The sequence below is a fragment of the Marinobacterium maritimum genome (genome assembly GCF_039523155.1).
In the GTDB taxonomy this organism is placed as follows: domain Bacteria; phylum Pseudomonadota; class Gammaproteobacteria; order Pseudomonadales; family Balneatricaceae; genus Marinobacterium; species Marinobacterium maritimum.
On sequence record NZ_BAAAET010000003.1, the window covers coordinates 718,034 to 744,279 of the forward strand.

28 protein-coding genes are annotated in these 26,246 nt (G+C 61.6%); 8 read left to right on the plus strand and 20 right to left on the minus strand.

The features are described from left to right. Window position 1 precedes the first annotated feature (1 nt). From ABD013_RS14395 to ftsY, 5 genes are all read right to left on the minus strand, one after another. Window positions 2-379 (minus strand): DUF423 domain-containing protein, encoded by a 378-nt coding sequence (locus ABD013_RS14395; RefSeq protein ID WP_343807291.1) that lies wholly within the window; start codon window positions 377-379, stop codon window positions 2-4. A 96-nt stretch (window positions 380-475) separates the two neighbouring features. Beyond that, window positions 476-1,333 (minus strand): RNA polymerase sigma factor RpoH, encoded by an 858-nt coding sequence (rpoH, locus tag ABD013_RS14400; RefSeq protein ID WP_343807294.1) that lies wholly within the window; start codon window positions 1,331-1,333, stop codon window positions 476-478. Between the two features lie 189 nt (window positions 1,334-1,522). After that, window positions 1,523-2,641, minus strand: a complete 1,119-nt coding sequence (gene ftsX / locus ABD013_RS14405; protein WP_343807297.1) for a permease-like cell division protein FtsX — start codon at window positions 2,639-2,641, stop codon at window positions 1,523-1,525. Next, complete coding sequence (ftsE, locus tag ABD013_RS14410; protein WP_343807300.1) at window positions 2,634-3,299, minus strand: cell division ATP-binding protein FtsE; 666 nt, start codon at window positions 3,297-3,299, stop codon at window positions 2,634-2,636. Before ftsE ends, ftsX begins: the two co-directional genes overlap by 8 nt. An 8-nt stretch (window positions 3,300-3,307) precedes the next feature. Next, the gene (ftsY, locus tag ABD013_RS14415; RefSeq protein WP_343807435.1) at window positions 3,308-4,549 is read right to left on the minus strand and encodes a signal recognition particle-docking protein FtsY; all 1,242 of its coding nucleotides are present in this window, start codon (window positions 4,547-4,549) and stop codon (window positions 3,308-3,310) included. An 853-nt stretch (window positions 4,550-5,402) separates the two neighbouring features. Between ftsY and ABD013_RS14420 the strand changes: the two genes are divergently transcribed. Together ABD013_RS14420 and rsmD are read left to right on the plus strand one after the other, a co-directional pair. Beyond that, entirely contained in the window at window positions 5,403-6,578 is a 1,176-nt protein-coding gene (locus ABD013_RS14420) for a hypothetical protein (RefSeq protein WP_343807303.1), read from the plus strand. An 11-nt stretch (window positions 6,579-6,589) separates the two neighbouring features. After that, window positions 6,590-7,222, plus strand: coding sequence for a 16S rRNA (guanine(966)-N(2))-methyltransferase RsmD (rsmD, locus tag ABD013_RS14425; protein WP_343807305.1), 633 nt, complete (start codon window positions 6,590-6,592; stop codon window positions 7,220-7,222). Here rsmD and ABD013_RS14430 read toward each other — a convergent pair. Beyond that, window positions 7,184-7,801 carry a TetR family transcriptional regulator gene (locus ABD013_RS14430; protein WP_343807308.1) on the minus strand — a complete coding sequence of 206 codons (618 nt, stop codon included), beginning with the start codon at window positions 7,799-7,801 and terminating at the stop codon, window positions 7,184-7,186. The genes rsmD and ABD013_RS14430 overlap by 39 nt on opposite strands. 276 nt (window positions 7,802-8,077) lie before the next feature. Between ABD013_RS14430 and coaD the strand changes: the two genes are divergently transcribed. Together coaD and ABD013_RS14440 are read left to right on the plus strand one after the other, a co-directional pair. Then, the gene (gene coaD, locus ABD013_RS14435; protein ID WP_343807310.1) at window positions 8,078-8,560 is read left to right on the plus strand and encodes a pantetheine-phosphate adenylyltransferase; all 483 of its coding nucleotides are present in this window, start codon (window positions 8,078-8,080) and stop codon (window positions 8,558-8,560) included. A 32-nt stretch (window positions 8,561-8,592) separates the two neighbouring features. Next, window positions 8,593-8,841 carry a YfhL family 4Fe-4S dicluster ferredoxin gene (locus tag ABD013_RS14440; protein WP_343807313.1) on the plus strand — a complete coding sequence of 83 codons (249 nt, stop codon included), beginning with the start codon at window positions 8,593-8,595 and terminating at the stop codon, window positions 8,839-8,841. Window positions 8,842-8,930: 89 nt separating this feature from the next. Here the strand turns inward: ABD013_RS14440 and ABD013_RS14445 are convergent, their stop codons facing one another. From ABD013_RS14445 to ABD013_RS14455, 3 genes are read right to left on the minus strand one after another with little or no spacing between them, the layout of a single operon-like run. Then, window positions 8,931-9,467, minus strand: coding sequence for a DUF501 domain-containing protein (locus ABD013_RS14445; protein ID WP_343807316.1), 537 nt, complete (start codon window positions 9,465-9,467; stop codon window positions 8,931-8,933). Further along, window positions 9,454-11,580 carry an ATP-dependent DNA helicase RecG gene (gene recG / locus ABD013_RS14450; protein ID WP_343807319.1) on the minus strand — a complete coding sequence of 709 codons (2,127 nt, stop codon included), beginning with the start codon at window positions 11,578-11,580 and terminating at the stop codon, window positions 9,454-9,456. Before recG ends, ABD013_RS14445 begins: the two co-directional genes overlap by 14 nt. Continuing rightward, window positions 11,567-12,484 (minus strand): hydrogen peroxide-inducible genes activator, encoded by a 918-nt coding sequence (locus tag ABD013_RS14455; protein WP_343807322.1) that lies wholly within the window; start codon window positions 12,482-12,484, stop codon window positions 11,567-11,569. Before ABD013_RS14455 ends, recG begins: the two co-directional genes overlap by 14 nt. 51 nt (window positions 12,485-12,535) lie before the next feature. Between ABD013_RS14455 and ABD013_RS14460 the strand changes: the two genes are divergently transcribed. Then, window positions 12,536-13,369, plus strand: a complete 834-nt coding sequence (locus ABD013_RS14460) for an SDR family oxidoreductase (protein WP_343807325.1) — start codon at window positions 12,536-12,538, stop codon at window positions 13,367-13,369. On the opposite strand, the gene ppk1 is transcribed toward ABD013_RS14460, so the two are convergent. Both ppk1 and hemB read right to left on the minus strand, forming a co-directional pair. After that, window positions 13,370-15,544, minus strand: coding sequence for a polyphosphate kinase 1 (gene ppk1 / locus ABD013_RS14465; protein ID WP_343807328.1), 2,175 nt, complete (start codon window positions 15,542-15,544; stop codon window positions 13,370-13,372). A gap of 49 nt (window positions 15,545-15,593) precedes the next feature. Next, window positions 15,594-16,604, minus strand: a complete 1,011-nt coding sequence (gene hemB / locus ABD013_RS14470) for a porphobilinogen synthase (RefSeq protein WP_343807331.1) — start codon at window positions 16,602-16,604, stop codon at window positions 15,594-15,596. Window positions 16,605-16,801: 197 nt separating this feature from the next. Between hemB and elbB the strand changes: the two genes are divergently transcribed. Further along, window positions 16,802-17,455 (plus strand): isoprenoid biosynthesis glyoxalase ElbB, encoded by a 654-nt coding sequence (elbB, locus tag ABD013_RS14475; RefSeq protein ID WP_343807334.1) that lies wholly within the window; start codon window positions 16,802-16,804, stop codon window positions 17,453-17,455. A 338-nt stretch (window positions 17,456-17,793) separates the two neighbouring features. On the opposite strand, the gene ABD013_RS14480 is transcribed toward elbB, so the two are convergent. The 9 genes from ABD013_RS14480 to radC all read right to left on the minus strand — a co-directional run bounded on the left by ABD013_RS14480 (window position 17,794) and on the right by radC (window position 24,460). Further along, window positions 17,794-18,696 carry an EamA family transporter gene (locus tag ABD013_RS14480; protein ID WP_343807338.1) on the minus strand — a complete coding sequence of 301 codons (903 nt, stop codon included), beginning with the start codon at window positions 18,694-18,696 and terminating at the stop codon, window positions 17,794-17,796. Between the two features lie 59 nt (window positions 18,697-18,755). Continuing rightward, a complete protein-coding gene (locus tag ABD013_RS14485) occupies window positions 18,756-19,799 on the minus strand; it encodes an MJ1255/VC2487 family glycosyltransferase (protein ID WP_343807341.1) in 1,044 nt (347 codons plus the stop codon). Beyond that, a complete protein-coding gene (locus ABD013_RS14490; RefSeq protein ID WP_343807344.1) occupies window positions 19,799-20,389 on the minus strand; it encodes a phosphatase PAP2 family protein in 591 nt (196 codons plus the stop codon). Before ABD013_RS14490 ends, ABD013_RS14485 begins: the two co-directional genes overlap by 1 nt. A 10-nt stretch (window positions 20,390-20,399) precedes the next feature. Continuing rightward, window positions 20,400-21,302 carry an alpha/beta hydrolase gene (locus ABD013_RS14495; RefSeq protein WP_343807347.1) on the minus strand — a complete coding sequence of 301 codons (903 nt, stop codon included), beginning with the start codon at window positions 21,300-21,302 and terminating at the stop codon, window positions 20,400-20,402. A 12-nt stretch (window positions 21,303-21,314) separates the two neighbouring features. Further along, a complete protein-coding gene (gene mutM, locus ABD013_RS14500; RefSeq protein ID WP_343807350.1) occupies window positions 21,315-22,127 on the minus strand; it encodes a bifunctional DNA-formamidopyrimidine glycosylase/DNA-(apurinic or apyrimidinic site) lyase in 813 nt (270 codons plus the stop codon). Window positions 22,128-22,166: 39 nt separating this feature from the next. Further along, entirely contained in the window at window positions 22,167-23,051 is an 885-nt protein-coding gene (locus tag ABD013_RS14505; RefSeq protein ID WP_343807353.1) for a DMT family transporter, read from the minus strand. 127 nt (window positions 23,052-23,178) lie between these two features. Then, entirely contained in the window at window positions 23,179-23,346 is a 168-nt protein-coding gene (gene rpmG, locus ABD013_RS14510) for a 50S ribosomal protein L33 (protein ID WP_027854336.1), read from the minus strand. 12 nt (window positions 23,347-23,358) lie between these two features. Then, window positions 23,359-23,595, minus strand: a complete 237-nt coding sequence (rpmB, locus tag ABD013_RS14515) for a 50S ribosomal protein L28 (protein WP_181741474.1) — start codon at window positions 23,593-23,595, stop codon at window positions 23,359-23,361. Between the two features lie 190 nt (window positions 23,596-23,785). Continuing rightward, window positions 23,786-24,460: a RadC family protein gene (gene radC / locus ABD013_RS14520; RefSeq protein ID WP_343807361.1), complete on the minus strand. Its 675-nt coding sequence runs from the start codon at window positions 24,458-24,460 to the stop codon at window positions 23,786-23,788. Window positions 24,461-24,574: 114 nt separating this feature from the next. Here radC and coaBC point away from each other — a divergent pair, with 114 nt between their 5' ends. Continuing rightward, window positions 24,575-25,786, plus strand: coding sequence for a bifunctional phosphopantothenoylcysteine decarboxylase/phosphopantothenate--cysteine ligase CoaBC (gene coaBC, locus ABD013_RS14525; RefSeq protein WP_343807364.1), 1,212 nt, complete (start codon window positions 24,575-24,577; stop codon window positions 25,784-25,786). Continuing rightward, a complete protein-coding gene (gene dut / locus ABD013_RS14530; protein WP_343807367.1) occupies window positions 25,783-26,238 on the plus strand; it encodes a dUTP diphosphatase in 456 nt (151 codons plus the stop codon). Before coaBC ends, dut begins: the two co-directional genes overlap by 4 nt. Window positions 26,239-26,246: the final 8 nt, after the last annotated feature.

Here is a 26,246-nt window from a genome sequence, read left to right on the forward strand (position 1 = left end):
GCTATTGGTCCTGTTGAAAAATCGATACGGCCAGGCTCAGCCAGCCGATAATGAAGGCGGTGCCGCCCAGCGGGGTGATCGCCCCCAGCCAGTGAATACCGCTCAGCGCCAGCAGATAGAGGCTGCCACTGAAGCAGGCGATGCCGGCCATGAACGCCAGCGCACTGACCTTCAGTCCTCGGCTATTGCGTTTCTGCTGCAGCAGCCCGGTTACCAGCAGCGCGCCCACGTGCCAAAACTGGTAATCGACCCCGGTCTGAAATACCTCCAGCAGGCGCTCGCTGAGCACGGACTTGAGGCCATGGGCGGCAAAGGCGCCCAATGCCACGGCCATCGCCCCCAGCAGGGCAGCGGTTACCAACGTAAAACGGGCGGACATCGGTTCTCCTGGGCAGCATTATAACGGGTTTGGGGACAGGGCCCGAAATGAAAAAAGCCGCACAACGGCGGCTTTATCGCATCAGGGTACGCCGGATCAGGCTTCCAGCATGGCACCACGGATCTTTTTCATTGCATTCTTTTCCAGCTGACGGATCCGCTCGGCAGAAACGCTGTATTCCGCCGCCAGTTCATGCAGGGTCGCTTTTTCCTCGGCCAGCCAGCGGCGTGCCAGGATATTGCGGCTGCGTTCATCCAGTGCCTCCATGGCACTGAGCAGGCGACGCTGGGAATCTTCTTCCCAGTTGGCGTCTTCCAGCTGCTGGGCCGGATCAGCGGAGTGGTCTTCCAGATAGGCCGAGGGCGACAGGTAGCTGCTCTCCTCGTCCTCGCCGACCGGCGCATCGAAAGCGGTGTCGGTGGAGGCCAGACGGCCTTCCATCTGGCGTACGACCTTGGCATCCACGCCCAGATCTTCGGCGACCGCCGCCACCTCGTCGTTGGTCATCCAGCTCAATTTCTTCTTCTGCGAACGCAGGTTGAAGAACAGCTTGCGCTGCGCTTTGGTGGTGGCGATCTTGACGATACGCCAGTTGCGCAGGATGAACTCATGCATCTCGGCCTTGATCCAGTGCACGGCAAAGGATACCAGGCGTACCCCCATGGTAGGGTCGAAACGCTTCACGGCCTTCATCAGGCCGACGTTGCCTTCCTGGATCAGATCGCCCAGCGGCAGGCCATAACCGGAATAGCTGCGGGCAATATGAACCACGAAACGCAGGTGCGACATGACCAGCTGGCGTGCCGCTTCAAGATCGCTCTGGTAATGCAGGCGCTCTGCCAGCTCCCGCTCCTCCTCAACGGAGAGGATGGGGATGGCACTCACAGTCTGAACGTAGGCGTCGACATTGCGGCCCGGTGACAACTGTTCAACAACTTGCAAGCTGGTGCCCATTCAGGAATGACCTCGCAAAACTCTTGGTTCACTCAAAACTTGGCGCACTCAAAAAAAAGAGTGCCGTACGAAACTCGATGGTTCGACGCTGCCGCATGGCAAAAGTTCACCGCCGCAGCGCCCGTTGCATCATCAACGGACAGGAAAACTTAGCGTGAAATAGTCTGCGGGGCAAGTATTGCAAAAACCTTACACCGCTCCCGACCCGGAGTCGCCGGGTATCGCCACGCCGGGTTCTATTTCACGCAGGTGCCGGGATACGGCCAGCCAGGAGCCGGACAAGCCCAGCAGAGTCGCCGTCGCCAGCATGATCAGCGAACCCTGCACGCCCAGCCCCTGCAGCTGGAACTGGTTCAGATAGAGATCCGCCAGCGCCTGCGCCGGTTGTGCCAGCAGCGACAGCGCCAGCTGCACCAGCAGCCAGGCCAACACACCGCCGAGCAGACCAAACCAGAAGCCGCTGTAGAGGAAAGGACGGCGCACCCAGGCATCGGTGGCCCCAACCAGCTTGCTGACCAGGATCTCGTCACGCCGGCTTTCGATGGTCATGCGCACGGTGTTGCCCACCACCAGCAGCACCGCCAGTGCCAGCAACCCGCCCAGCACGTAGCTGCCACGCTGGGCCAGGGCCAGCACGGCGGCCAGGCGCTGCACCCACTCCATGTCGAGCAGGGCCTCGTCGACCCCAGGCAGGGCGGCCAGCTCGCTGCGCAGCAGCGGCAACTGCAGCGGGTCGCCGTCGCGCGGCAATACCATGATCACCGCCGGCAGGGGATTGCTGCCAAAACGCTCCAGCAGGTCGGCAAAAGCGCTGTACTGGCGGAACTCTTCCAGCCCCTTCTGACGGCTGATCAGTTCCACCGAGCTGAGATCCTCGCGCAGCAGCAACTCGCGACTGAAACTGTCGATCGACGCGTCACTGAGTTCAGTCTGCATATACAGGGCGATGCGCGGCTGCGGGTCCCAGCCATCGGTCAGCGTCTGCAGGTTGCCCAGCGCCGCCAGCAGGAAGCCCGGCAACGCCAGTGCGATCGCCAGCACCGCCAGCGTCATCAACGAAGCAACAGGCGTCTGTTTCAGGCGCAACAGCGCCTCCCGCGCCACATTCAGGTGATGACGGCGCCAGCTGCGGCGGCGATCGGCAAACTGGATACGATGCTGCTCGGCACCACGGCGCGGGGCCGCCGAGCCGCGATCGACGGGGTTGCGCTCCGTCGATCGACGCTCCGCCTGGCGCGGTGTCGCCTGACGTCCTCCGGCCTGGCGTAGCCCGGCACTTGCCTGTTCATTGCGTCCCGGTTTAGCCATCGGCTACGAGCCTCCCGTTTCTCAGCGTCAGCATCCGATGCTGCATGCGATTGATCAGTGACAGATCATGACTGGCGATCAGCACCGTGGTGCCGATGCTGTTGAACTGGCCAAACAGGCGCATGATGTCTTCGGACAGCTCCGGGTCCAGGTTACCGGTCGGTTCATCCGCCAGCAGCAGCTTCGGCTTGTGCACGATGGCACGGGCAATGCCGACACGCTGCTGTTCGCCGGTCGACAGCGTCACCGGGTTGTGTTTCTCCCGCGCCAGCAGGCCCACTTTATCCAGTGCCGCCCGGGCACGGCGCGCCGCATCGGCCGGGTCGTAGCCGCTGATCTGCAACGGCAGAGCCACATTGTCGAACACCGACCGGTCGAACAGCAGTTGATGGTTCTGGAACACCACGCCGATCTGGCGCCGCAGATAGGGAATCTGCGAGCGGTGCAGGCGGGACAGGTCCTGCTGCCCCACCCAGACCTGGCCTCGGCTGGGCCTTTCCATCAACATGATCAGGCGCAACAGGGTACTTTTGCCGGCACCCGAATGACCGGTCAGGAATGCCATCTCACCCGATGCGAGTTCGAAGTTCACTCCCAGCAGGGCATCCTGGCCGCTGGCATAGCGTTTGAAGACATTACTGAACCGGATTGCCGCCATGCATCACCTCAGTCGAAAAGAGCCTGGACGAACTCTTCCGCGTCGAACGGACGCAGGTCATCCGCCTGCTCACCCACACCGATAAAGCGGATCGGCAGATCGAACTGCTTGGCGATGGCGAAGATGATGCCGCCCTTGGCAGTGCCATCCAGTTTGGTCAGGGTAATGCCACTGACACCCACCGCGCCCTTGAACTCCTTCGCCTGGCTGATCGCGTTCTGACCGGTACCGGCATCCAGCACCAGCATCACTTCGTGCGGCGCGTCCGGATCCAGTTTCTGCATCACGCGCACCACCTTCTGCAGCTCCTGCATCAGGTTGTCCTTGTTCTGCAGACGACCGGCGGTATCGGCGATCAGCACGTCAACGCCCTTGGACTGGGCGGACTGCAGCGCATCGAAGATCACCGACGCCGAATCGGCACCGGTGTGCTGAGCCACCACGGGCACGTTGTTGCGCTCACCCCAGACCTGAAGCTGCTCGACGGCCGCCGCACGGAAGGTATCGCCGGCCGCCAGCATCACCGACTTGCCCTCGGCCTGGAAGCGCTTGGCCAGCTTGCCGATGGTCGTCGTCTTGCCGACACCATTGACGCCCACCATCAGGATCACCGCCGGCTTCTTCTCCGGCAACTGCAGCTGATGTTCGACGCCCCCCAGCAGCGCCGCCAGCTCCTGCTGCAGCGCGTCTTTCAGCGCATCGGCATCCTTCAGCTGCTTGCGCTCAACCCGATCGGTCAGACGCTCAATAATCTCGGTGGTTGCCTCGACACCCACATCTGCCATCAGCAGCGTGGTTTCGATCTCTTCCAGCAGATCTTCGTCGATCTCCTTGGCGCCGAGAAACAGATCGCCCAGCTGCTCGGTCAGGTTGGCCTTGGTACGGCTCAGGCCACTCTTGATGCGGGCGAAGAAACCGCCCTTCTTCTCTTCAGTAGCCGCCGCCTGGGCCGCCGCCTCTTCTGCCGCCTTGCGTTCGGCGGCCTCGGCCGCAGCCTTTTCGGCAGCCAGACGTTCAGCCTCTTCAGCGGCAGCCTTTTCTGCGGCCAAGCGTTCGGCTTCTGCTGCAGCAGCTTGCTCTGCCGCCAGACGCGCAGCCTCTTCCTCGGCGGCCTTAAGCTCTGCCGCTTCACGGGCCTGACGCTCCGCTTCTTCCTGAGCCTTGCGCTCAGCCTCTTCGACGGCGGCCTTTTCTGCGGCCAGACGCTCAGCTTCCTCGCGAGCCTGACGTTCCTCTTCTGCTTTCGCCAGACGCTCACGCTCGGCGGCCTCGGCCGCCTGACGTGCTGCTTCTTCGGCAGCAGCCTGCTCCGCCTGTTCACGCTCTGCCGCTTCCCGCGCCTGGCGTTCAGCCTCTTCCTGAGCCTTGCGTTCGGCGTCCGCTTTTGCCTGCTGCTCTGCAGCTTCGGCCTCTGCTTTTGCCTTGAGCGCCGCAGCTGCGGCTTCTTCCGCCTCCTTTTGGGCCGCATCGCTTTCAACGGCCACACGCGCCGCTTCAGCTTCCGCGGCCTGACGTGCTGCCTCTACTGCCGCGCGGGCCTGGCGCTCGGCTTCGACCTGTTCAGCTTCCCGACGCGCCTGCGCCTCAGCTGCTCGTGCCTGCTGTTCAGCCTGTTCACGCGCCTGACGCTCGGCTGCCTCGGCCTGCTCTGCCGCTACCCGAGCAGCCTCTTCCTCCGCCGCCTTGCGGGCGGCTTCCTGCTCGGCCTTGAGGCCGCTCTTGCGACTCAGGCGCACCACAATCAGCAGCAATACCACCAGCAGAGCGCCGGCAATGTAAGGGAGGGTAGCAGGATCAAGACCCTGTTCGGTCATCCAGGTGTAGAGCGCGTCCATAATCTGTAATATCCGCTGTAGAGAGCCCCTACAGGGTGTCAAAAACCGTTATCGAGGCAGCCGAGACAAGGGAAAAAACAGGCAAGAAAACGCAATTTAGTGAACTAAATGAGCATTTGGAGCCTGTTTTTAACGCTGTATTCGGCAACGCAGAGAGGTTTTCGACAGCCTGGCGGCGGGCCGCTGAAATTCATTAACCAACTGGGCGGCTATCTTAGCACAGAGCCACCCCGGACAAACCCGGCCAATACAGGCTGTATCTCTGCCCATGACACGCCCATTTCTCAGCCGCCGCCAGCTTAGCCTGCTGATCCTGTTTCTGCCGGGTCTCATCCTGCTGCTGACCCTGATCGGCCCGGAACCGGCCCCTGCACCCTGGCAGGCCAGCCCGGACCAACGCGTTTATTGGCAGTCACAGAACCGGGCGGATTACCGCCTGCATCTGTTGCTGCCGCAACCACAGGCACATTCGGCCACTGAACAGCTGCAACAACGCCTGTTCATGACCGCCCTGCAGCAGCAGTTGAGCCGGACAGCGCCCCTCTGGCATGCCCTCCTGGGAGCTCAGCCACAGCTGCGGTCCCGGCCGGGGCTGTTGGTGCTTGAACTGCAGTCTGATGATCTGCCCGCCGCGGATCAGCTGGCCCGGTTGCTGACAGAGTTGCGACAACCAGCCGAGCTGGACTGGCACGCCCTGTTGCAGCGGGTCCAGGCCGAGCAGTATCTGCACCGCCAACAGCCCGAACACTGGCTGCTCAGCCAGTTTCCCACCGCCGCCGAGCCGCTCCAGTCCCTTGATCCGGCGGATACCTACTACCACTGGCTGGCCCCCGAGCACTGGCAACTGACCCTGTCTGGTCCCGCCTCTCAGCCCCTCCGCCTGGCGGCAACCGAGAACGCCCCACCGCATCTGCCAGGAACCTTGCTGTCGCTCAAGCCGCTGCCGGTCCCCGAGCCCAGTACCGCAACATCTCTGCAGCTGCACCGCTGGCCCCTGCCCCGAATAGAATCGGTCAGCCAGCTGGCCCTGAGCCTGCTGGCACGAGAGGCGGTGCAACAGCCCTTGTCAGCCGCACTGGCGCAACGCCGGCAAGCGCAGCATAGTGGCGGCTTCAGTCTTCACTGGGTTGCCACTCTGCCTCGGGGGCTGGTCAGTCTGGTGTTACAGGGTGACGATTGGCCGGAGCTACGCACCTGGCTGCCAACCCAACTGGCGACTGCTGACCTGACGACCGCCCGGCACGCCGTGCTCGCCCAGCTGCAGCGGCCGGACCAGCAGCAGGCCTGGATCGACCTGCTGGCCCTGCACCAGCTGCCGGCCGATAGCCTGGCGCAGTTGCCCGCGGCACTGGGCGCAATCGACGCGGACGCATTGAAACGCTGGTTGCAGGCACAGCTGGAGTCTGATTACTATCACACCCTTTCACTGCCCGCTTCACCTTAAGGATCGCCGCGATGCCACGCCGCAATAACCACCGCACCCGCCGCCCAGCGGCTCCCGTTTCCCAATCCAGCGTTCGTATCATCGGCGGCGAGTGGCGCGGCCGCAAGCTGGACTTCCCGGCGATCGAGGGCCTGCGCCCGACCCCTGACCGGGTACGCGAGACGCTGTTCAACTGGTTGCAGGCGTACCTGCCCGGTGCCCGCTGTCTGGACCTGTTCAGCGGCAGCGGCGCCCTGGGGCTGGAAGCCCTGTCCCGAGGCGCCGCTTCGGTGACCTTCATCGACCAGGCGCCGGAAGTGATCAGCCAGCTGCGCACCAACCTGAATACGCTGAAAGCGCAGAATGCCGAGCTGATCGGCAGCTCAGTGCCGACCTGGCTCGAGCTGCGTGCACCCAATGAGGAGGTACGCTATGACCTGGTGTTCCTGGACCCACCGTTCCGCAAGGGAATGGCCGGCCCGGTCTGCGCCCTGCTGGAGCAGCAGCAGTTGCTCGCCGACGAGGCGCTGATCTATATCGAAACCGAGGCGGAGTTGCAGCTGGACCAGCTGCCGCACAACTGGCAGCTGTATCGCGAGAAGAAGGCGGGACAGGTGGCCTATCGGCTATTTATGCGGCAGCCCGGCCAGCAGGATACCCAGTAACGCCTGCCCTTCGGCTTTCAGGTCAAAACCGCCATCCGACCTCAACCACTCCTGCAGCAGCCCGCTCAGGGCCGCCTGCAGGCTGAACGCCAGCGCAGTCGGTGAACAGTTCTTGCGCAGCTGTTTCTGCTTGCGCGCCTGCTTGAGAAAGAACTTGAGCTGATCCTGCCAAAGCGCGCGGTTGTCACTCAGCTCCGACTCAATCTCGGCCAGATCCGTCACCGGAGTAGCCGCCATGTAAAACACCCGGTAGATGGACCCGGCCGCCGGATTGCGGGCAAACTCGGCCAGTACGCCACGGATATACTGGCTCAGAGCGGCCAGCGCATCCTGCTGTACCCCCTGGCGCTGCTCCAGATACTGAGCTTCAAACGGCAACTCATAGGCATGATGAATCTGCAGCAGCAGGTCGGCACGATTGCGGAAGTGCCAGTAGAGTGCGCCGTGCGTCACCCCCGCCTCTTGGGCGACCTGCTTCAGAGTCGTGTTTTCGATGCCCTGACGGCTGAACAGTTGCAGACCCGTATCGATCAAATGCTGCCGGGTTTGAGCGGCTTCTTGCGGGGTTCTTCTTGCCATGGTGCGGGGGGCCTCCTTGTTTGACATTGGCAAAGGTATGTATTGGACGCCACCTTAGTGAGCTGATCCCTGCAGCTCAAGGTCGATAGACCAACCTTAATATAAACGTCACAAATATGTCACAATCAAATATAACCTATCAAAATAAGGTTTTTGTTTTTAATAACCATTTTGATATTTACCATTCCTCTAATCTATTTGTGCCACTTGGCCAATTCGGCTAACATCCGCTCAACAGTGTTGCTCATTAGCCCCAACAAGGTCAGCTGAACCGCTATGAATACGGCGATCTACCCCGGTACCTTTGACCCGATCACCAACGGCCATTCCGACCTGGTCGAACGCGCATCGCGCATGTTCGACCGTATCGTGCTTGCCGTGGCGGCCAGCCCCAAGAAGCAGCCGATGCTGCCGCTGGAACAGCGTATCGAGCTGGCCCGGACCACACTGGCACACCTGCCCAATGTCGAGGTGATCGGCTTCGACTGCCTGCTGGCCGACCTGGTCCGCGAGCAGAATGCCAACATTATTCTGCGTGGGCTGCGCGCCGTGTCCGACTTCGAATTCGAATTCCAGCTGGCCAACATGAACCGCAAGCTTGCGCCTCAGGCCGAAAGCCTGTTCCTGACGCCAGCGGAGCACCTGTCGTTCATCTCGTCGACGCTGATCCGCGAAATCGCGTCCCTGGGCGGTGATGTCAGCGAATTCGTGCATCCAGCCGTCGCCAGTGCGCTAAAGCAGCACCTGAGCCAGAAATAAAGAACCTGTCAGATTGAGTGAGGTAGCCAGTCATGGCTTTGATGATTACCGACGAATGCATCAACTGTGATGTATGTGAACCGGAATGCCCCAACGAAGCGATCGCTCCGGGTGACGAGATCTACGAGATCGACCCGAACAAGTGCACCGAGTGCGTCGGTCACTATGATACCCCGCAGTGCGTGGAAGTCTGCCCGGTCGACTGTATTCCGAAAGATCCGGATCATGTCGAAAGCGAAGAGATGCTGATGGACAAGTATCACAAGCTGACCGGCAAGTAATTGCGACCAGCTTGACCCGAAACGGCGGCCCCTGGGCCGCCGTTTCTGTTTGCGAAGCCCCGAGTCTCTCGCTCGGAGCCGCATCACGCTCAGAGCCGGATGTCGGTACCGCTCAGTTCGAACTCCTGCTCCAGACGCTCGCCAATCACGTTGTCACCATCCGCCAGCCAGTGCGCATACTGCATGTGCAGACAACGGACCTTGTCCCACTGGGCGATACCGCCGATACCGTAACGATCAAACAGTTCAGTGAAACCCAGCTGCTCGATCCGCTGCCGATCCTCGTCGCGCATCAACCGCCAGCGCAGGTCTACATAGCGCTGCTGCTGGGCCAGATAGGTGGCGCGCAGTTCATCGTTATCCTGCAGCTCCTGCTCGATCTGCTTGACCCAGCCACTGTCCTCGATGCGGCCGATCGCCCGGCAGAGGTCACGACAGCTGAGCCAGTACAACGTGGGAAAAGGCTGATCCGCCACCAGAGTGCGCATCTGCAGCACCAGTGGCAGGCCCTCGGCGGTGGCACATGCCACCGCTTCGATACCACGCGGCTCACGGCCGATCTGTTGCTCAATCAGTTCCAGCTGGGCCGGCGTCGGCGGCTGACGCCGGGTATCAAACCTGTGCATAGATGTCTCCATTGCCCAGCCAGCGTCGGATCAGGGCTTCGTTGAGGGCCGGCAGCTGCTGCAGCTCGGCGGCCACCTGATGAATTTTGGGCAGCAGGTCGGCATCACGCTGCAGATCGGCGATGCGGAACTGCATCATGCCGGTCTGGCGGGTGCCCAGCACTTCGCCCGGGCCACGCAGCTCCAGATCCTTCTCGGCGATGCGGAAGCCGTCGGTGGTTTCACGCATCACCGCCAGCCGTTCGCGCCCCTGCTTCGAAAGGGGGGCATGGTACATCAGCACGCAGAAGCTTTCGACACTGCCACGGCCCACCCGGCCGCGCAACTGGTGCAGCTGCGCCAGCCCCAGCCGCTCCGGATCCTCGATGATCATCAGGCTGGCGTTGGGCACATCAACGCCGACCTCGATCACCGTAGTCGCCACCAGCAAATCGAGCTCAGCGGCCTTGAAGCGGGCCATGATCTCGGCCTTTTCCGCCGGTTTCATGCGGCCATGGACCAGGCCGATGCGCAGCTGCGGCAGGGCTTCCTTGAGACTCTCGGCCGCCACTTCGGCCGCCTGACACTGCAGCGCTTCCGATTCTTCGATCAGGGTGCAGACCCAATAGGCCTGACGACCCTGTTCACAGGCCTGACGCACCCGCTCGATCACCTGATCGCGACGGGAATCGGCAATCACCACCGTCTGCACCGGGGTGCGCCCCGGCGGCAACTCGTCGATGATGGAGCAGTCCAGATCGGCATAGGCACTCATGGTCAGGGTGCGTGGGATCGGCGTGGCGGTCATGATCAGCTGATGTGGGCTGCGCTCGCCGTTGCGTCCTTTCTCTTTCAGGCTCAGGCGCTGATGCACGCCAAAGCGATGCTGCTCGTCAATCACCACCACGCCCAAATCGGCAAAGGTCACCTCGTCCTGAAACAGCGCATGGGTGCCGACCGCAATCTGTGCTTCGCCACTGCGAATCGCTGCCAGCTGGGCTTCCCGTGCCTTGCCCTTCACCTTGCCGGCCAGCCAGGCCACTTTGATGCCCAGCGGCTCAAGCCAGCTGCTGAAGTTGATATGGTGCTGCTCGGCAAGGATCTCGGTGGGCGCCATGACTGCCGCCTGGAGACCGTTCTCCACCGCCTGCAGTGCCGCCAGCGCCGCCACTACCGTCTTGCCCGAGCCCACATCGCCCTGCACCAGCCGCAGCATGGGCACCGGCTTCTGCAGATCACGTGCTACTTCGCGGGCCACACGCAGCTGGGCTCCGGTCAGTTCGAACGGCAAGGCCGCCAGAAAAGGCCGACTCAATTCGCCGGTTGCTTTCAGCTCGGGAGCACCCTGCTGCTGCACCTGCTGACGGATTTTCTGCAATGACAGGTGGTGCGCCAGCAGCTCTTCCATCGCCAGTCGACGCTGCGCCGGGTGCTTACCTTCCAGAAGCAATGTCTGATCAGCATCCACCGGCGGGTGGTGCAGGTAGTACAGCGAGCGCTGCAGATCAGGCAGCTTCCACTTGCTCAAGAGCGCGGCTGGCAAGAGGTCTTCCAGTCCCTCTCTATCCATCCATTCCAGCGCCAATGTTATCAGTGATCGAATCCGATTCTGGGTCATGCCCTCGGTCAGCGGGTAGACCGGCGTCAGGCGATCGGCCATCACGGCCGATGCCTCGGTCTTGAGCAACTTGTATTCGGGGTGCACCATCTCCAGCCCACCAGGGCCGGGACGGGCCTCGCCAAAGCAAAGCAGGCGTTTACCGGGACGGAAGCTGTTTTTTTGCGCGGCATTGAAGTGAAAGAAGCGCAGGGTCAGGGTAGCGCCACTGCCATCCTGCACCCGGCACAGCAGGCTGCGCCGGCGCCCCTGAACCACATCAGCGGCACGAATGCTGGCATCGATCACGACCTCGTCACCGGGCCTGAGGCTGCCGATCGGCACCACCCGGGTGCGATCCTGGTAGCGCAACGGCAGGTGCAGGATCAGGTCCTGAACGGTACGGATACCGAGCCGCTCCAGCTTGAGCTCAAGCGCGGTACCCACCCCCTTGAGTTCGGTGACCGGGACGCCCTGTACTGGGACGCCCTGTATTGGGACACCCTGTGTCGCGGCGTCCTGCTCAGTGCTGGGCATCGCTCCCAGCCTTTACCTGACAGTGATTGATCGCTTCGACCAGCACATCGATCGCCTGGGGACGCGGGAAGCTGGCCCGCCAGGCCACTGCCACGGTCCGCGTCGGCTGTGGCTGCTTGAACGGACGGATCTCGATCAGGTCGCTGGTCGGGTGGTTATCGATCGCCGACAACGGCAGCACACTGGTGCCCAGGCCGGACGCAACCATCATGCGAATCGTCTCCAGCGAGCTGCCTTCGGTGACCGTATGCTGATCATGGAACGACTGGTTCAGCGTCGGACAGGCCTCAAGCACCTGGTCACGGAAACAGTGCCCTTCGCCCAGCAGCAGCATGCGGATCTCGTTCATCTGGTGCGAGTCGATCTCGTCCTGCTGCGCCAGCTCATGCCCCTTGGGCATCACCATCAGGAAAGGCTCGTCATAGAGCGGCCTAGTCAGCACATCCGCCTCGTGGAACGGCAGTGCGATAATGATCGCATCCAGCTCACCATTGCGGATCTTGGTACGCAGGTTGTCGGTGAAGTTTTCCTCGATATACAGCGGCATATCCGGTGCCAGGCGCTGAATCTGCGGGATCAGCTGCGGGAACAGATAGGGGCCGATGGTGTAGATGGCGCCGATACGCAGCGGGCTGGCCAGCTGATCCTTGCCTTCGCGCGCCAGCTCCTTCACCGCCTCGGCCTGTTCCAGCACCGTTTGCGCCTGGCGCACCACCTTCTCGCCCACCGGGGTGACGCGCACGGCATTCTTGCTGCGCTCAAACAGGGCGACGCCCAGCTCCTCTTCCAGCTTCTTGACCGCAATCGACAATGTCGGCTGGCTGACGAAACAGCGCTCGGCGGCATGACCGAAATGCTGCTCCTGGGCCAGGGTGACAATGTATCGAAGCTCCGTCAGCGTCATCGGGGCGTACCTCTGTTAGGATGATCAAAACCAGATTGATAAGGGGTCGACATGCAGGAACAACGAGTGCTGATCGCCGGCTGCGGCGATATCGGAACCCGGCTGGGGCTCCGGCTCAGTGCCGCCGGGGCACAGGTGTTCGGGCTTCGCCGTACTATAAACCAGCTGCCCGATGGCATCCATGGCATTGCGGCGGATCTGTCCAATCCAGACAGCCTGCAAGAGCTGCCGGCCTGTGACTACCTGTTTTATACCGCCGCCGCCAAGAGTGCGGACCCGGAAGTTTACCGTGCCACCTACGTCGATGGCCTGAAGCACCTGCTGGCCGCCCTGCCGGAACCGCCACGCCATCTGTTCCTGACCAGCAGCACAGGGGTCTACCACCAGCACGAGCACGATTGGGTCGACGAACAGTCACCGGTTCAGCCGGACAGCGAGCGCGGCCGCATCCTGCTGGAGAGCGAGCAGCTGGCCCTGCACAGCGGCATTCCCGCTACGGTGGTGCGCTTCAGCGGCATCTACGGCCCTGGCCGTACGCATCTGCAACGTCAGGTGCAGGCCGGCATCGCCGCACCGGCCGAACCGCTGCATTACAGCAATCGCATTCATCGGGATGATTGTGTCGGGGTGTTGCAGCATCTGTTGCAGCTGGCGGAGGATGGCGTCGCTCTGAAGCCGCTGTACCTTGCCAGTGACGATAGCCCGACACCGATTCACGAGGTCATGGAATGGCTGGCCGAGCAGTTGGGTGTCGAGATCGAAACGCGCCAGCCGGTGCGCCGTGGCGGCAGCAAGCGCTGTAGCAACCGCCGACTCAGGGCCAGCGGCTACCGCTTCAGCTATCCGGATTACCGCAGTGGCTATGCCGCCCTGCTGCGTGAGTAATCAGGTTGCCAGGCCGTCCAGCAGGGCCTGCTGGGCACTGAAACGTTCTTCGCCTTCGGCCGGCTGCACCAGGGTGTAGCTGCCGTCGGAGTGCAGCTCCCAGGCCCCCGTGTTATCCCTGAGGTAGTAATCCAGCTCACGGCGGATCCGTTCGGCGTGCTTGCCGGACAGCTCGAAACCGGTCTCGACTCGATTGAGCATGTTGCGCTCCATCCAGTCGGCGCTGGAGCCGATCACCACCGGCTTGCCACCCTCGTTGGCGAACCAGTACACCCGGGTATGCTCTAGGAAGCGGCCAATGATCGAGCGCACCCGGATATTCTCAGATACGCCCTCCAGGCCCGGCCGCAGGCGACACATGCCGCGGATGATCAGGTCGACCTGTACCCCCGCCTGGGAGGCCTCGTAGAGGCCGCGGATCAGCTTGGGTTCGGTCAGTCCGTTGACCTTGATGATGATGTGGCCCTTTTTGCCCGCCTTGACGTTGCGAATCTCGTTCTGCATCAGCTCCAGCATCTTGGCATGCAGCGTGAAGGGCGCGTTGTAGAGTTTCTGCAGCTTCTGGATCTTGCCCATGCCGGTGAGCTGCTGGAAGATCTTGTGTACATCCTCGCCGATCTCGGGGTCGGCGGTCATGAAGCTGTAGTCGGTGTACAGGCGTGCGGTACCTGAGTGGTAGTTGCCGGTACCCAGATGGCTGTAGCGCACCAGTTCACTGCCTTCACGGCGCACCACCAGCATCATCTTGGCATGAGTCTTGTAGCCAACCACGCCGTAGACCACCAGACAGCCGGCTTCCTGCAGGCGGCTGGCCAGCTGCAGGTTGCTCTCCTCGTCGAAGCGCGCCCGCAGCTCGATCACCACGGTGACTTCCTTGCCGTTACGTGCGGCCTCTACCAGCGCATTGACGATATCGGAATTGACGCCGGTACGGTACAGGGTCTGCTTGATCGCCAGCACCTGAGGGTCCTTGGCGGCCTGGCGCAGCAGGTCCACCACCGGGGTGAACGACTGGAACGGATGCTGCAACAGCTGGTCATTCTTGCGCAGAGCACTGAAGATATCGTCGGTACTCTTGAGCTTGTTCGGCATACCCGGCGTAAACGGTTTCCAGCGCAACTCGGGACGGTCGACCAAGTCACGCACCGCCATCAGCCGGGTCAGGTTGACCGGGCCGTTGACGCGATAAACGTGACTGTCCAGCAGGTTGAACTCGGCCTGCAGAAAGCCAATCAACGCCTCCGGCGTTCGACTGTCGACCTCCAGGCGGACCGCATCACCAAATTTGCGTGAATGCAGCTCACCCCGCAGGGCACGCGCCAGGTCCTCGATCTCCTCGAAGTCGAAGCTCAGGTCGGCATTACGGGTGATGCGGAACTGGAAGCAGCCATCCACCTTCATCCCCGGAAACAGGTCTTCGGCAAACTCGTGAATGATCGAGGACAGGAAGATCAGGTTGTCACCACCCTCGCAGAGCTCATCCGGCAAACGGATCAGGCGCGGCAACGAACGCGGCGCCGGGATGATCGCCATGCCGGTCTCGCGTCCGAAGGCATCCTTGCCGTCCAGCTCGACAATGAAGTTGAGGCTCTTGTTAACCAGGCGCGGGAAGGGGTGCGAAGGGTCCAGCCCGATGGGGCTGATCACCGGCAGCACCTGATCCTCGAAATACTCCTGCACCCAGGCCAGCTGAGCCTCGGTCCATTCGGCACGACGGATAAAGCGGATGTTCTCCGCTTCCAGTGCCGGAAACATGATGTCGTTGAGAATCTTGTACTGACGGTCCACGTTGATCGCGCAGATTTCGCTGATCTTCTCCAGTACCTTCTGTGGGTACATCGCATCCGGGCCCACCGCCTCACGGCCATACTTGAGCTGGCGCAGCTGGTCAGCGACCCGGATCTCGAAAAACTCATCCAGATTGCTGGAAAAAATGAGCAGGAACATCAGCCGCTCCAGCAGCGGATAGCTTTCATCCAGCGCCTGTTCCAGCACCCGCACGTTGAACTGCAGATGGCTGAGCTCTCGGTTGATGTACAGCTCGGGTGCCTTGAGATCGACCGGCACCTCCTCGATCGGGTCGATGGTCGGCAGGATCTCACGGCTCTCCAGCAGCGCAGCCGTAGCCTCGCTCTGCTCCACCACCATCTCCTGATCCATTGGGGTCGCGCTCATGATGTAACCTCCCAGGTCCAAGCTGTCATCCATCCGAGTATATTCTCTATTAGCGGTTAAGTATCTCCGCCGCTCTGACCGCAAAGTAGGTCAGGATGCCATCGGCGCCGGCTCGCTTGAAGCTGAGCAGACTCTCCATGATGATGGCTTCCTCATCCAGCCAGCCGTTCTGGAACGCCGCCACATGCATGGCGTACTCTCCACTGACCTGGTAGACGAAGGTCGGCGCTTTCAATTCCGTTTTAACGCGATGCACGATGTCCAGATAGGGCATCCCCGGCTTGACCATTACCATGTCGGCTCCTTCAGCCAGGTCCATGGCAACTTCATGCAGCGCCTCATCACTGTTGGCCGGGTCCATCTGGTAGCTGTACTTGTTCCCCTTGCCCAGGTTACCCGCCGAGCCCACAGCATCACGGAAAGGACCGTAGTAAGCACTCGCATACTTGGCAGAATAGGCCATGATGCGAGTATTGACGAAGCCCTGGCTCTCCAGCTCGTCGCGAATCACGCCAATGCGGCCGTCCATCATGTCGCTGGGCGCGACGATATCGGCACCGGCTTCGGCATGGGACAGCGCCTGCTTGACCAGCGTATCGACGGTACGGTCATTGAGTACATAACCGTCCTCGTCAATGATGCCGTCCTGACCATGGGTGGTGAACGGATCCAGCGCCACATCGGTCATGATGCCCAGCTCCGGCAATGCCGCCTTGAGCGCACGTACGGTGCGCTGTACCAGGCCATCCGGATTGTACGATTCCTCGGCGAACTCGCTCTTGGCACTGGCCGGGGTCACCGGAAACAGCGCCAGTGCCGGAATGCCCAGCGCGTGCCATTCGCGTGCCTTCTCCACCAGCAGGTCGATGCTGTAACGCTTGACGCCCGGCATCGACGGCACCTCCTCGATCTGCCCTTCACCCTCGAGTACGAACACCGGATAGATGAGGTCATCGGTGGTCAGGGTATTCTCACGCATCAGACGGCGGGAGAACTCATCCGCACGCATGCGGCGCATCCGGGTTTCCGGGTAGAAACGCTGGCTATTGGTAAAGGCCACGGCTCACTTCCTTTCTCGGCAGTATTGGACGATAGATATGTGACACTTATGTGACAGTCGGCAACTGACAACATTCAGGCGTCACCACTTCATTTGGTATTGCTTTCCATCTTAACGTAATCTGTGACAACTTCGACATGACGCTTGGCAATGCCCGTCAGCCCCATAAAGGTCAGGAACTGAGGAGATACGAGGCCATGAAAAATATTGCGGTGATCTTGTCCGGCAGCGGTGTGTTCGACGGCTCGGAAATCTACGAGTCGGTGCTGACCTTCCTGCGCCTGGAACACAACGGTGTCCGTTACCAGTGCTTCGCGCCCAATATCGAGCAGCTGCATGTTATCAACCACCTGACCGGCGAAGTAGCCGAAGGCGAGAAACGCAATGTTCTGGTTGAGGCGGCCCGCCTGGCCCGTGGTGACATCCAGGATCTGGCCGAGGCCAACCCCGACGAATTCGATGCGCTGATCATCCCCGGCGGTTTCGGCGCCGCCAAGAACCTGAGTGACTTTGCCGTCAACGGTGTCGATTGCAGCATCAACGAGGAACTGGTGAGCTTTGCTCGCGCCATCCACCAGGCCGGCAAGCCAGTGGGCCTGATCTGTATCGCACCGGCGATGACGCCCAAGCTGCTCGGCAGCGGCATCCAGTGCACCATCGGTAACGACGAAGGGGTAGCAGGGGCCATTAATGCCATGGGCGGCCAGCACCAGAACTGTGGTGTCGACCAGATCATCGTTGACCAGTCCAACAAGGTGGTCAGTACGCCGGCCTATATGCTGGCCGGCTCTATTTCCGAAGCGGCCTCAGGCATCAACCGACTGGTCGATGAGGTGGTCAAACTGGCCTGAGGTGAAAAATAGGAAAAATTCCTATATCCAGAATTTCCCTGATGGTCATAATTACCAGTGTGGATCTCCTGTTCAGGGAATGAATACTCGGATGGCCTCGCAGCGGTACAGGAAGACAGGATGCATCAGGCAGGACGCCTCTCGACCGCACGGATAGGACAGCCAGAGGAAGAAGTGCGTTGAAGGATCAACGTGCTTCTTTCGCTTTAAGCTCTTCAGATGGCCCCCACCTTTCTGGCCTGACTGTCCTCTTTCTTTCTGTCCACCGAGCGCCCCCATGCGCAGCCATCACCATCTGCTCTTTCCGCCTGCTTCCAGACAAACTGCTTAACCAGCCATCAGGCCGGCCCGGGATTACCACCCAGCGCAAAAAGTACGATGGCCAGCAACATCAGGCCTGCCGCCAGCATCCGTTGCACTAATACCGCAAATGCCGGAGCCCGCTCCCCTGCACTCCAGCCCAGGCGCACCACCAGCAGCCCCAGCAGGATGGAGATCAAACCTCGGCCAGACTGAACAATACCACCAAACACAGCCCCCAACAGGGCAAAGCAGCTGAACAGGCAGATCATCGCCAGCAGCCAGCTCAGCGCGACAGGCGTGCTCTGCAGCAACAGCCGGCGCTGCCTTAGCCGCGGCCAAAAGAGCAGGCACCCCAGCCCACAGAGCAGATAACTCAACGCCACACTGAGCCCGGCAGCCTGCAGCAATGGCAGTTGATCAAAGGCCCGGACCAGATAGACCACAGACAGGTCAGACAGGGCATAGCCTACGCAGGCCAGTGCGATCCAGCCGCTTGCCTGCCAGGGAATGGATCCCCCGCAGCGACTGAGCCAGACACCGCCCAGAGCGCAAAGCCCGGCCGCCCCCCATTGCAGCAGTGAATAGTGTTCTCCCTGCCAGCTGCTGCCCAATAGAATCAGCACCAGAATTTTCAGGCCCAGCAGCGGTGAAACCCTGGAGCTTTCGGCATGCCGCAAGGACTGAAACAGGGACAGCTGGGCAATCAGGTAGGACAGCGTCATGACCCCGAGCGGCAGCAGCCAGTCGGTGCTGGCCAGGATTTGCGGATGCCAGAGGAACGGCAATGACAGCAGTGCGACAATGCCGATCCAGACATGCATCAGCACCAGCAGGGTCACCGGGGAGGCCTGATGGCGCAGGCCGAAGCGGGCCGAGAACAGGTAGCTCAGGGCCTGCAACGTGGCCGCCATCAACCCCAGTATGATCCCCGCTGCCATGGTGCTTTTCCCCCGGCCAAAAGCCGTCATTCTGACGACTCCTGGCCGGCAGTTCCAGTTCAGCAGAGGGACAGCATGTTTCCGCTTTCAGCACGCCAGAGCTCACGGGTCAGTACCTGAATCGGCACTTGGCGCCCGGTGCTGATCCAGGTCGCCAGTGCCGTCGCCACATCGGGCCAGGGAGATGGCGTTCCTGACCCCAGGGCCAGCCAGTCTTCCACTGCTTCGGTTTCCAGACTGGGCATTACCCTGCCCAGCCCCATCTGCTCCAGCACCACCGCATTGGAACGCTGTTCGATCTGGCTCTGCAGTGGCTTGACCAGCAGTTTCTTGCCCGCCTGAATGGCCTCGCTGCAGAGACCAAAGCCGGCATTGGCAATCACTCCGGCGCAGCTGCACAAGTCCTGCTGGAAGCCCTCACGGGAAAACGGCTCAAACTCCAGATGCCCCTGTGTTTCCGGCGCCGGGATATTGCAGTAGATGCGAAAGCGGTATTCGGGGAAGGCCCGCAACAGATAGCGAATCTCGTCCATGGATTCAAACGGCAGATAGATCAGAATCTTGCCCTCTTCTTCCGTCAACGGATAGGGGGATGGCGCCACCAGCGGCGGCAGCACGGGTGCATTGAAATGGTGCCAGTGAACACCAACCGCCTCATCCACCGGCGCAAACAGCTGCAGCGACCATTTCAGCAAGGGCGCAGACCCGGTACCTGGAATACGGTGGTAAAACGCATACTGATGAGCGATCCCCAGCGAGGGCACCTGTTGCCGCCGCGCAGCCCAGGCCGTGACCGGCTCGAAGTCGCTCAGCACGAGATCATAGCCATTCAGATCCAGGCAGCGGTAGTCACGGAAAAACTGCAGCGGGCGACTCTGCTTCAGGGTGCCGAGCCGACGCACCCGCCCCGCATCGGTCACAAAGGTAAAGCCCCGGCAGGTCCGGTAGTCACCGAAGGGCTCCATATTGAACAGTCTGTCCGGCTGCCGGCCGCTGAACAGCATGTCGACCTCGACCCCGGCGGCTCGCAACGCCGGCAGCAGCACCCGTGCCCGGGTAATATGGCCATTACCGGTCGCCTGTACCCCGTAGAGGATGCGCATCAAAGCACCTCCCAGAGGTTGAGCCCCAGCAGCGTAGTGGTAATACCCAGCAGGGCCCCGGCCGCGATGTCGGTGGGATAGTGCACGCCCAGCATCACCCGGGATGCTCCCACCAGTCCGGCGAGCATGAAGGCCGGAAGCATCAGTGATGGATAGAATTCGGCCACCAGCATAGCAAAGACGAATGCGGCCGCCGCATGACCGGACGGGAAACTGAACTTGTCCGACGGCTCGATCGCCGCCTGGAAGTCTTCCAGACGGTGGCAGGGACGATCACGACGGATAGTGTTTTTCAGCAGCAGGTAGAGGGGCAGCTCAATGGCATACGCCAGTAATCCGGCCAACAGGAAGGCTTCCCCGTCCTGTTCCTCCCAGAGCGCCAGGCCGATGCCCAGCACCAGATAGAGGCCACCATCGCCAAGCCGGGAGATCCAGCGGCTGCTGACCAGTACCGGCGAGGAACGACCGTAGCCGTTACACCAGTGAAAAGCGCGGGTATCGAAGGCACTGAGTTTCTGCAGACGGTTCATGGCAACCACCTCTGACTTGGCTTCAACCGCATTGTCGCCAGTCGGGAGTGACAGCCCCATGACCGCCCTTTTAAGCTTTGGTGACAGCCCCCGGTTGCAACCAGTCGCTGATGACCCGAACCAGCTCAGCGGGGTTGTCCCAGGGCAGCATATGCCCCTCGCCCGCCACCGGCTGCAGCCTGAAGGGGTGCGCCAGCGCCTCCTGAACCCGCGTTGAGTAACTCAGTGGCAATACCTCATCGCGGTCGCCATGAACAATCAGCCCCCGAAAGCCGTACTGCTCACGCAGGACGCCCAGGCTATGGGTAAACAGGCTGGACAGGGTTTTCAGCGGGTAATCGAATACGATGCGCGGATCGGCATTGATCTCCTCGCCGGCGGGGTGCCCGGCCAGCAGGCGGTCATAGTCGATAAAACTTTTCATCGGCAGCGGCATGCCCGGCATCAGCAGCGCACTGCCCCAGATCCACGACCAGCCCAGCTGATGCATCATGTCCGGTGCCACATCAGGCACCAGCAGCGTACCGCAGACCACGGCCTCGATTCGCGGGTCCTGTTCGGCCGCAGCCACGGCGAGCAGCGCACCGATGGAGTATCCGTAGATATAGACCGGGCCACGCACTGTCTGCCGGTAATGATCGATCACGTCCCGGCAGTCTGCCACCACCTGATCCACGGTATAAAGCCCCCTTGGACCGCCTGAATAGCCGTGCCCGCGCAGATCCACACCGACAACATTAAAGCCCTGTTCACAAAGACCAGACAGCAGCTCGGCATAGAGTTCGGCATAGGTGCCGATGCCGGGCAGGAACAGCAGCAGCGGCGCCTCGGCATCATGATGGTAGTACTCGGTGTGCAGCGGCAGATTGCCGACAGAGACGACTTCCCGCTGTCGCAACAGTGGCTCTATACCCAGCTTGCGACGCAGCTCAAGCCGCTGCAGATCGACGTTTTCTTCCCGTTTGCGATTCATTTCTCGTCCCGCTTAACGCTGACACTGGCGGCAGAACACCGTACTGCGCTGGTTCAATTTCACTTCCAACAACGGCTGACCACACTGGTGACAGGGTTCACCACCCCGCCCGTAGACATGCAGTTCCTGCTTGAAATAACCCGGTTTGCCGTCGCCGCCGACAAAATCGCGCAGAGTGGTACCGCCCTGCTCGATCGCCGCCGCCAGTACCTGCTTGATCGCCTCGGTCAGCCGTTCAAGTCGTGCCGCCGAGATCCGTCCAGCCGCCCGGCGTGGATCGATACCGGCAGCATAGAGCGCTTCGTTGGCATAGATGTTACCAACGCCCACGACCACCGAGGCATTCATGATCAGCAGTTTGATCGCGGTCCGGCGCCCGGCACAACACTGCTGCAGATACTCGGCACTGAAACCATCGCTCAGCGGCTCGGGCCCCAGCGTCGTCAGCAGACTGTGTTCGGTACCGTTTTCCTGCCAGAGCACCGCCCCGAAGCGGCGCGGATCGGTCAGCCGCAGCAGCTGCCCGGAATCCAGCACCAGGTCCACATGGTCATGCTTGCCGGGCGCTTCGTCGGCGGCAAGGATTCTAAGACTGCCGGACATGCCCAGATGCACCAGCATGGTGCCGCGGGCAAAGCGAAACAGCAGATACTTGGAACGACGTTCGATCCGCTGCACCCGGTCGCCCTCGATCCACTGCGCCAGCTGCTCCGGTATCGGCCAACGCAGCCGTGGCTGGCGCACCCGCAGCGCCACAACCTGGCGCTGTTCCACATGGGGCGCTATACCGCGACGGGTGGTTTCGACTTCAGGCAATTCAGGCATGGATACTCCTTACAACAACACGCGGGCGGGCGAACAACATCAATTGGCCGGGCGCGCTCTCAGTACCAGGTAGACGCCGACCACGGCCAGCACCATCCCGCCCAGCGCCAGCAACGACAGCTGCTCGTCGAACAGCCACCAGGCCTCCAGCGCGGTCACCGGCGGCACCAGGTAGAAATAGCTGGCCACTCGGGACACCTCACCTTCGCGGATCATCAACATCAGCAGCAGGATGGCGCTGACCGACAGGCCAAACACCAGCCAGAGCAGCGCCCCGATCAGCTCCGGGTGCCATTCGATCTGCTGAGTCTCGAGGCTGAAGGTCAGCAGCGCCATCATCAGTGCCGTGGACAGGTACTGATAGAAGGAACCGGTCAACAGGTCGGTACCGGCGCCAAAACGCTTCTGATACAGCGTCCCGACCGAGATGCCGACCAGCGCCACCACCGCCGCCAGTACGGCTTCCGGGCGCAGTTCGAACTGTCCGGGCTGCAGCCCGGTACCCAGCACCAGCATGACACCGACCAGCCCCAGCAACAAGCCCAGCCACTGCCGTAACTGCAGCCGCTGCCCCCAGAGCCCCCAGGCCAGTACGGCGGTCAGTACCGGCTGCAAGCCGACCAGAATCGAGGTCACACCGGCCGGCAGCTGCCACTTGATTGCCGCGAAGACACCGCCCAAATAACAACCATGTACCAGCGCCCCGGTGACCATCTGATGCAACGCCTGCCGCGTTGATGGCCAGGGCGAACGAAACACCAGAATCAGGCCACCGAACACCACCAGCGTCAGCAACATGCGTATCAGCAGCAGGTAGAAAGGTTCGATATAGGGCAAGCCGTAGCGGGCGCCGATAAAACCGGTACTCCACAGCAGCACGAATGCCAGAGGCACGAAACGGATCAGACCGCACGGGATGGACATGACTGGGGCCTCAGTGAAACTGTAATGCGCATTATCCTAGCCGACCCGCCCCCGTGCCGACCAGTATAAAAAAACCCCGCAGGGCACAGGGCCTTGCGGGGTTCCGGGATCTCCAGTCCAGAATCAATTACTTGATCTTGGCTTCCTTGTAGATCACGTGCTTGCGAACAACCGGGTCGTATTTCTTGAATTCGAACTTGTCCGGAGTGTTACGCTTGTTCTTGTCGGTAGTGTAGAAGTGACCGGTACCGGCAGAGGATACCAGGCGGATCTTCTCGCGTGCGCCTTTAGCCATGATTCAATCTCCTCAGACTTTCTCGCCACGGGCACGCAGTTCAGTCAGAACTGTATCGATGCCCTTCTTGTCGATGATACGCATGCCCTTGGAAGAAACACGCAGACGAACAAAACGGTTTTCGCTTTCTACCCAGAAACGGTGCCAGTGCAGGTTCGGCAGGAAGCGACGACGGGTTTTGCGGTTTGAGTGGGAAACGTTGTTCCCGGTTACCGGGCCCTTGCCCGTTACCATGCAAACTCGAGACATTGTAAAAACCTTTTTAAAGGGTTAAGTAACTTCTGTTCGATGTTTATTGACCCTGCAACCGGCAGAATCTCAGGCGGAGCGTCCAGACGTAAACGGACCGAATACCGTACCATTAAGGAACAGAAGGCCGCGAATTATACAGCCACATGCCCGCATTGGCCAGACAATTGTCGATTTTTTCACCAACCGCTTACAGCATCCCCCGCTCGGCAAAGGACACGGACTCGCCATCGCCGATCACGATGTGGTCCAGCACCCGGATCTCCACCAGCCCCAGCGCCTGAACCAGCCGATCGGTGATCTGCCGATCGGCCGACGAAGGCTCTGCGACACCGGAGGGATGGTTATGGGCCAGAATCAGCGCCGCGGCGTTATGTGCCAGTGCCAGTTTGACCACTTCGCGCGGGTGCACGTTGGCGGCATTGATGGTGCCGTAGAACAGGGCCTCATAGCGGATCACCCGATGGCGGTTGTCCAGCAGCAGGCAGGCAAACACCTCACGCGGTTCATGACGCAACCGGCTGGCCAGGTAGCGCCGCACCATCGCCGGGCTTTCCAGCACCGATTCTCGTGCCAGCTGCGCCTCCAGATGGCGCCGCGACATCTCCAGTACCGCCTGCAGCTGCACATACTTGGCCGGCCCCAAGCCATGGGCACTGCAGAAATCCGCTTCGCCGCACTCCAGCAGCGCACGCAGGCCGCCAAAATGCTCCAGCAACTGCCGGGCCAGGTCGACGGCACTGCAGCCCTGTACCCCGGTGCGTAAAAAGATCGCCAGCAACTCCGCATCCGACAGCGCCGCAGCGCCGCGCGCCAGCAGCTTTTCCCGCGGCCGCTCCTCGGCCGGCCAGTCCCTTATCGCCATACCCACCTCCCTGTGAGTTGATGTATATCGGCTGAACCCTCGCTACGCTTTGTCCAGCCGAAGTGGTATCTTAGCGCCCTGTCCCAAGATGAGAAACAATCGGATACTCAGGGTATGCAGAGACTTACTAACCGGCGCATTCTGCTCGGTATTACCGGCGGCATCGCAGCTTATAAAAGTGCCGAACTGACCCGCCTGCTCAAGGGCGCCGGCGCCGATGTTCGTATCGTCATGACACCGGCGGCCACCGAATTCATCACCCCGCTGACACTGCAGGCCCTGTCGGGCCATCCCGTGCATCTGCAGCTGCTCGACCCGGAAGCGGAAGCCGGCATGGGCCATATCGAGCTGGCCAAATGGGCCGACCTGATCCTGATCGCGCCAGCCAGTGCCGACTTTATCGCCCGCTTCAGTGCCGGTATGGGAGACGACCTGCTGACCACCCTCTGCCTGGCCACCGATGCGCCCATCTGCCTGGCCCCGGCGATGAACCAGGCCATGTGGCGTGATCCGCGCACCCAGGACAACGTGCACCAGCTGAGCGCCCAGGGTGTCACCCTGTTGGGTCCCGGCGTGGGCGCCCAGGCCTGCGGCGATACCGGTCCCGGTCGCATGCTGGAGCCCGGGGAGCTGGCCGAGCTGGCGGCGGCGCAGTTCGAGCACGGCGCCCTCGCCGGCAAGCGCATCTTCATCACCGCCGGCCCGACCCGTGAGCCACTGGACCCGGTACGCTATATCTCCAATCACAGCTCCGGCAAGATGGGCTATGCCCTCGCCGAAGCCGCCATTGATGCCGGTGCCAGCGTCAAGCTGATCAGCGGCCCGGTCACCCTGGCGCCGCCGGCCCGGGTCGACTGTGTGCAGGTTGAAACCGCCGAAGAGATGCTGGCGGCTTCACTGGACGGCATCGACGGCTGTGACCTGTTCATCGCCGCCGCCGCCGTGGCCGACTATCGCCCGGTGTCCGTGGCCGAACACAAGATCAAGAAGGGCAGCGAAGAAATCATGGAACTTCACCTGGTGAAGAACCCGGATATCGTCGCTACCGTCGCTGGTCTGAACGAACAACGCCCCTATACCGTCGGCTTTGCCGCCGAAACCCGTGATGTGATCGGCTATGCGCGCAGCAAGCTGGCCCGCAAGGGACTGGACCTGATCGTCGCCAACGACGTGTCCAACCCTGAGATCGGCTTCAACAGCGACGACAACGCCGTCACCCTGGTCAGCGCCGACGATGAAGTCAGCCTGCCCCAGACCTCCAAACGTCAGCTGGCCCGCCAGCTGATCGAACAGATTGCCCAGCATTACCACCAGAGCACGAAATGAAAGCACTGCAAGTCAAAATTCTGAATGACCGCATCGGTCGTGACATCCCCCTGCCCGCCTACGCTACCGAAGGCTCCGCCGGTCTCGACCTGCGTGCCTGCCTGGATGAGGCGCTGACCCTGGAACCGGGCCAGACCGAACTGATCCCCACTGGCCTGGCGATCCATATCGAAGACCCCAACCTGTGCGCCATGATCCTGCCGCGCTCAGGCCTCGGTCACAAGCACGGCATCGTGCTCGGTAACCTGGTCGGCCTGATCGACTCCGACTACCAGGGCCAGCTGTTTGTCTCCTGCTGGAACCGCGGCCAGACCACCTTCACCATCGAGCCGGGCGAGCGCATCGCGCAGATGGTACTGGTGCCAGTGGTACAGGCCGAGTTCGAGATCGTCGACGAGTTTGGCGACTCTGATCGCGGCGCCGGCGGTTTCGGTTCATCCGGCCGCCACTGATCCAAGAA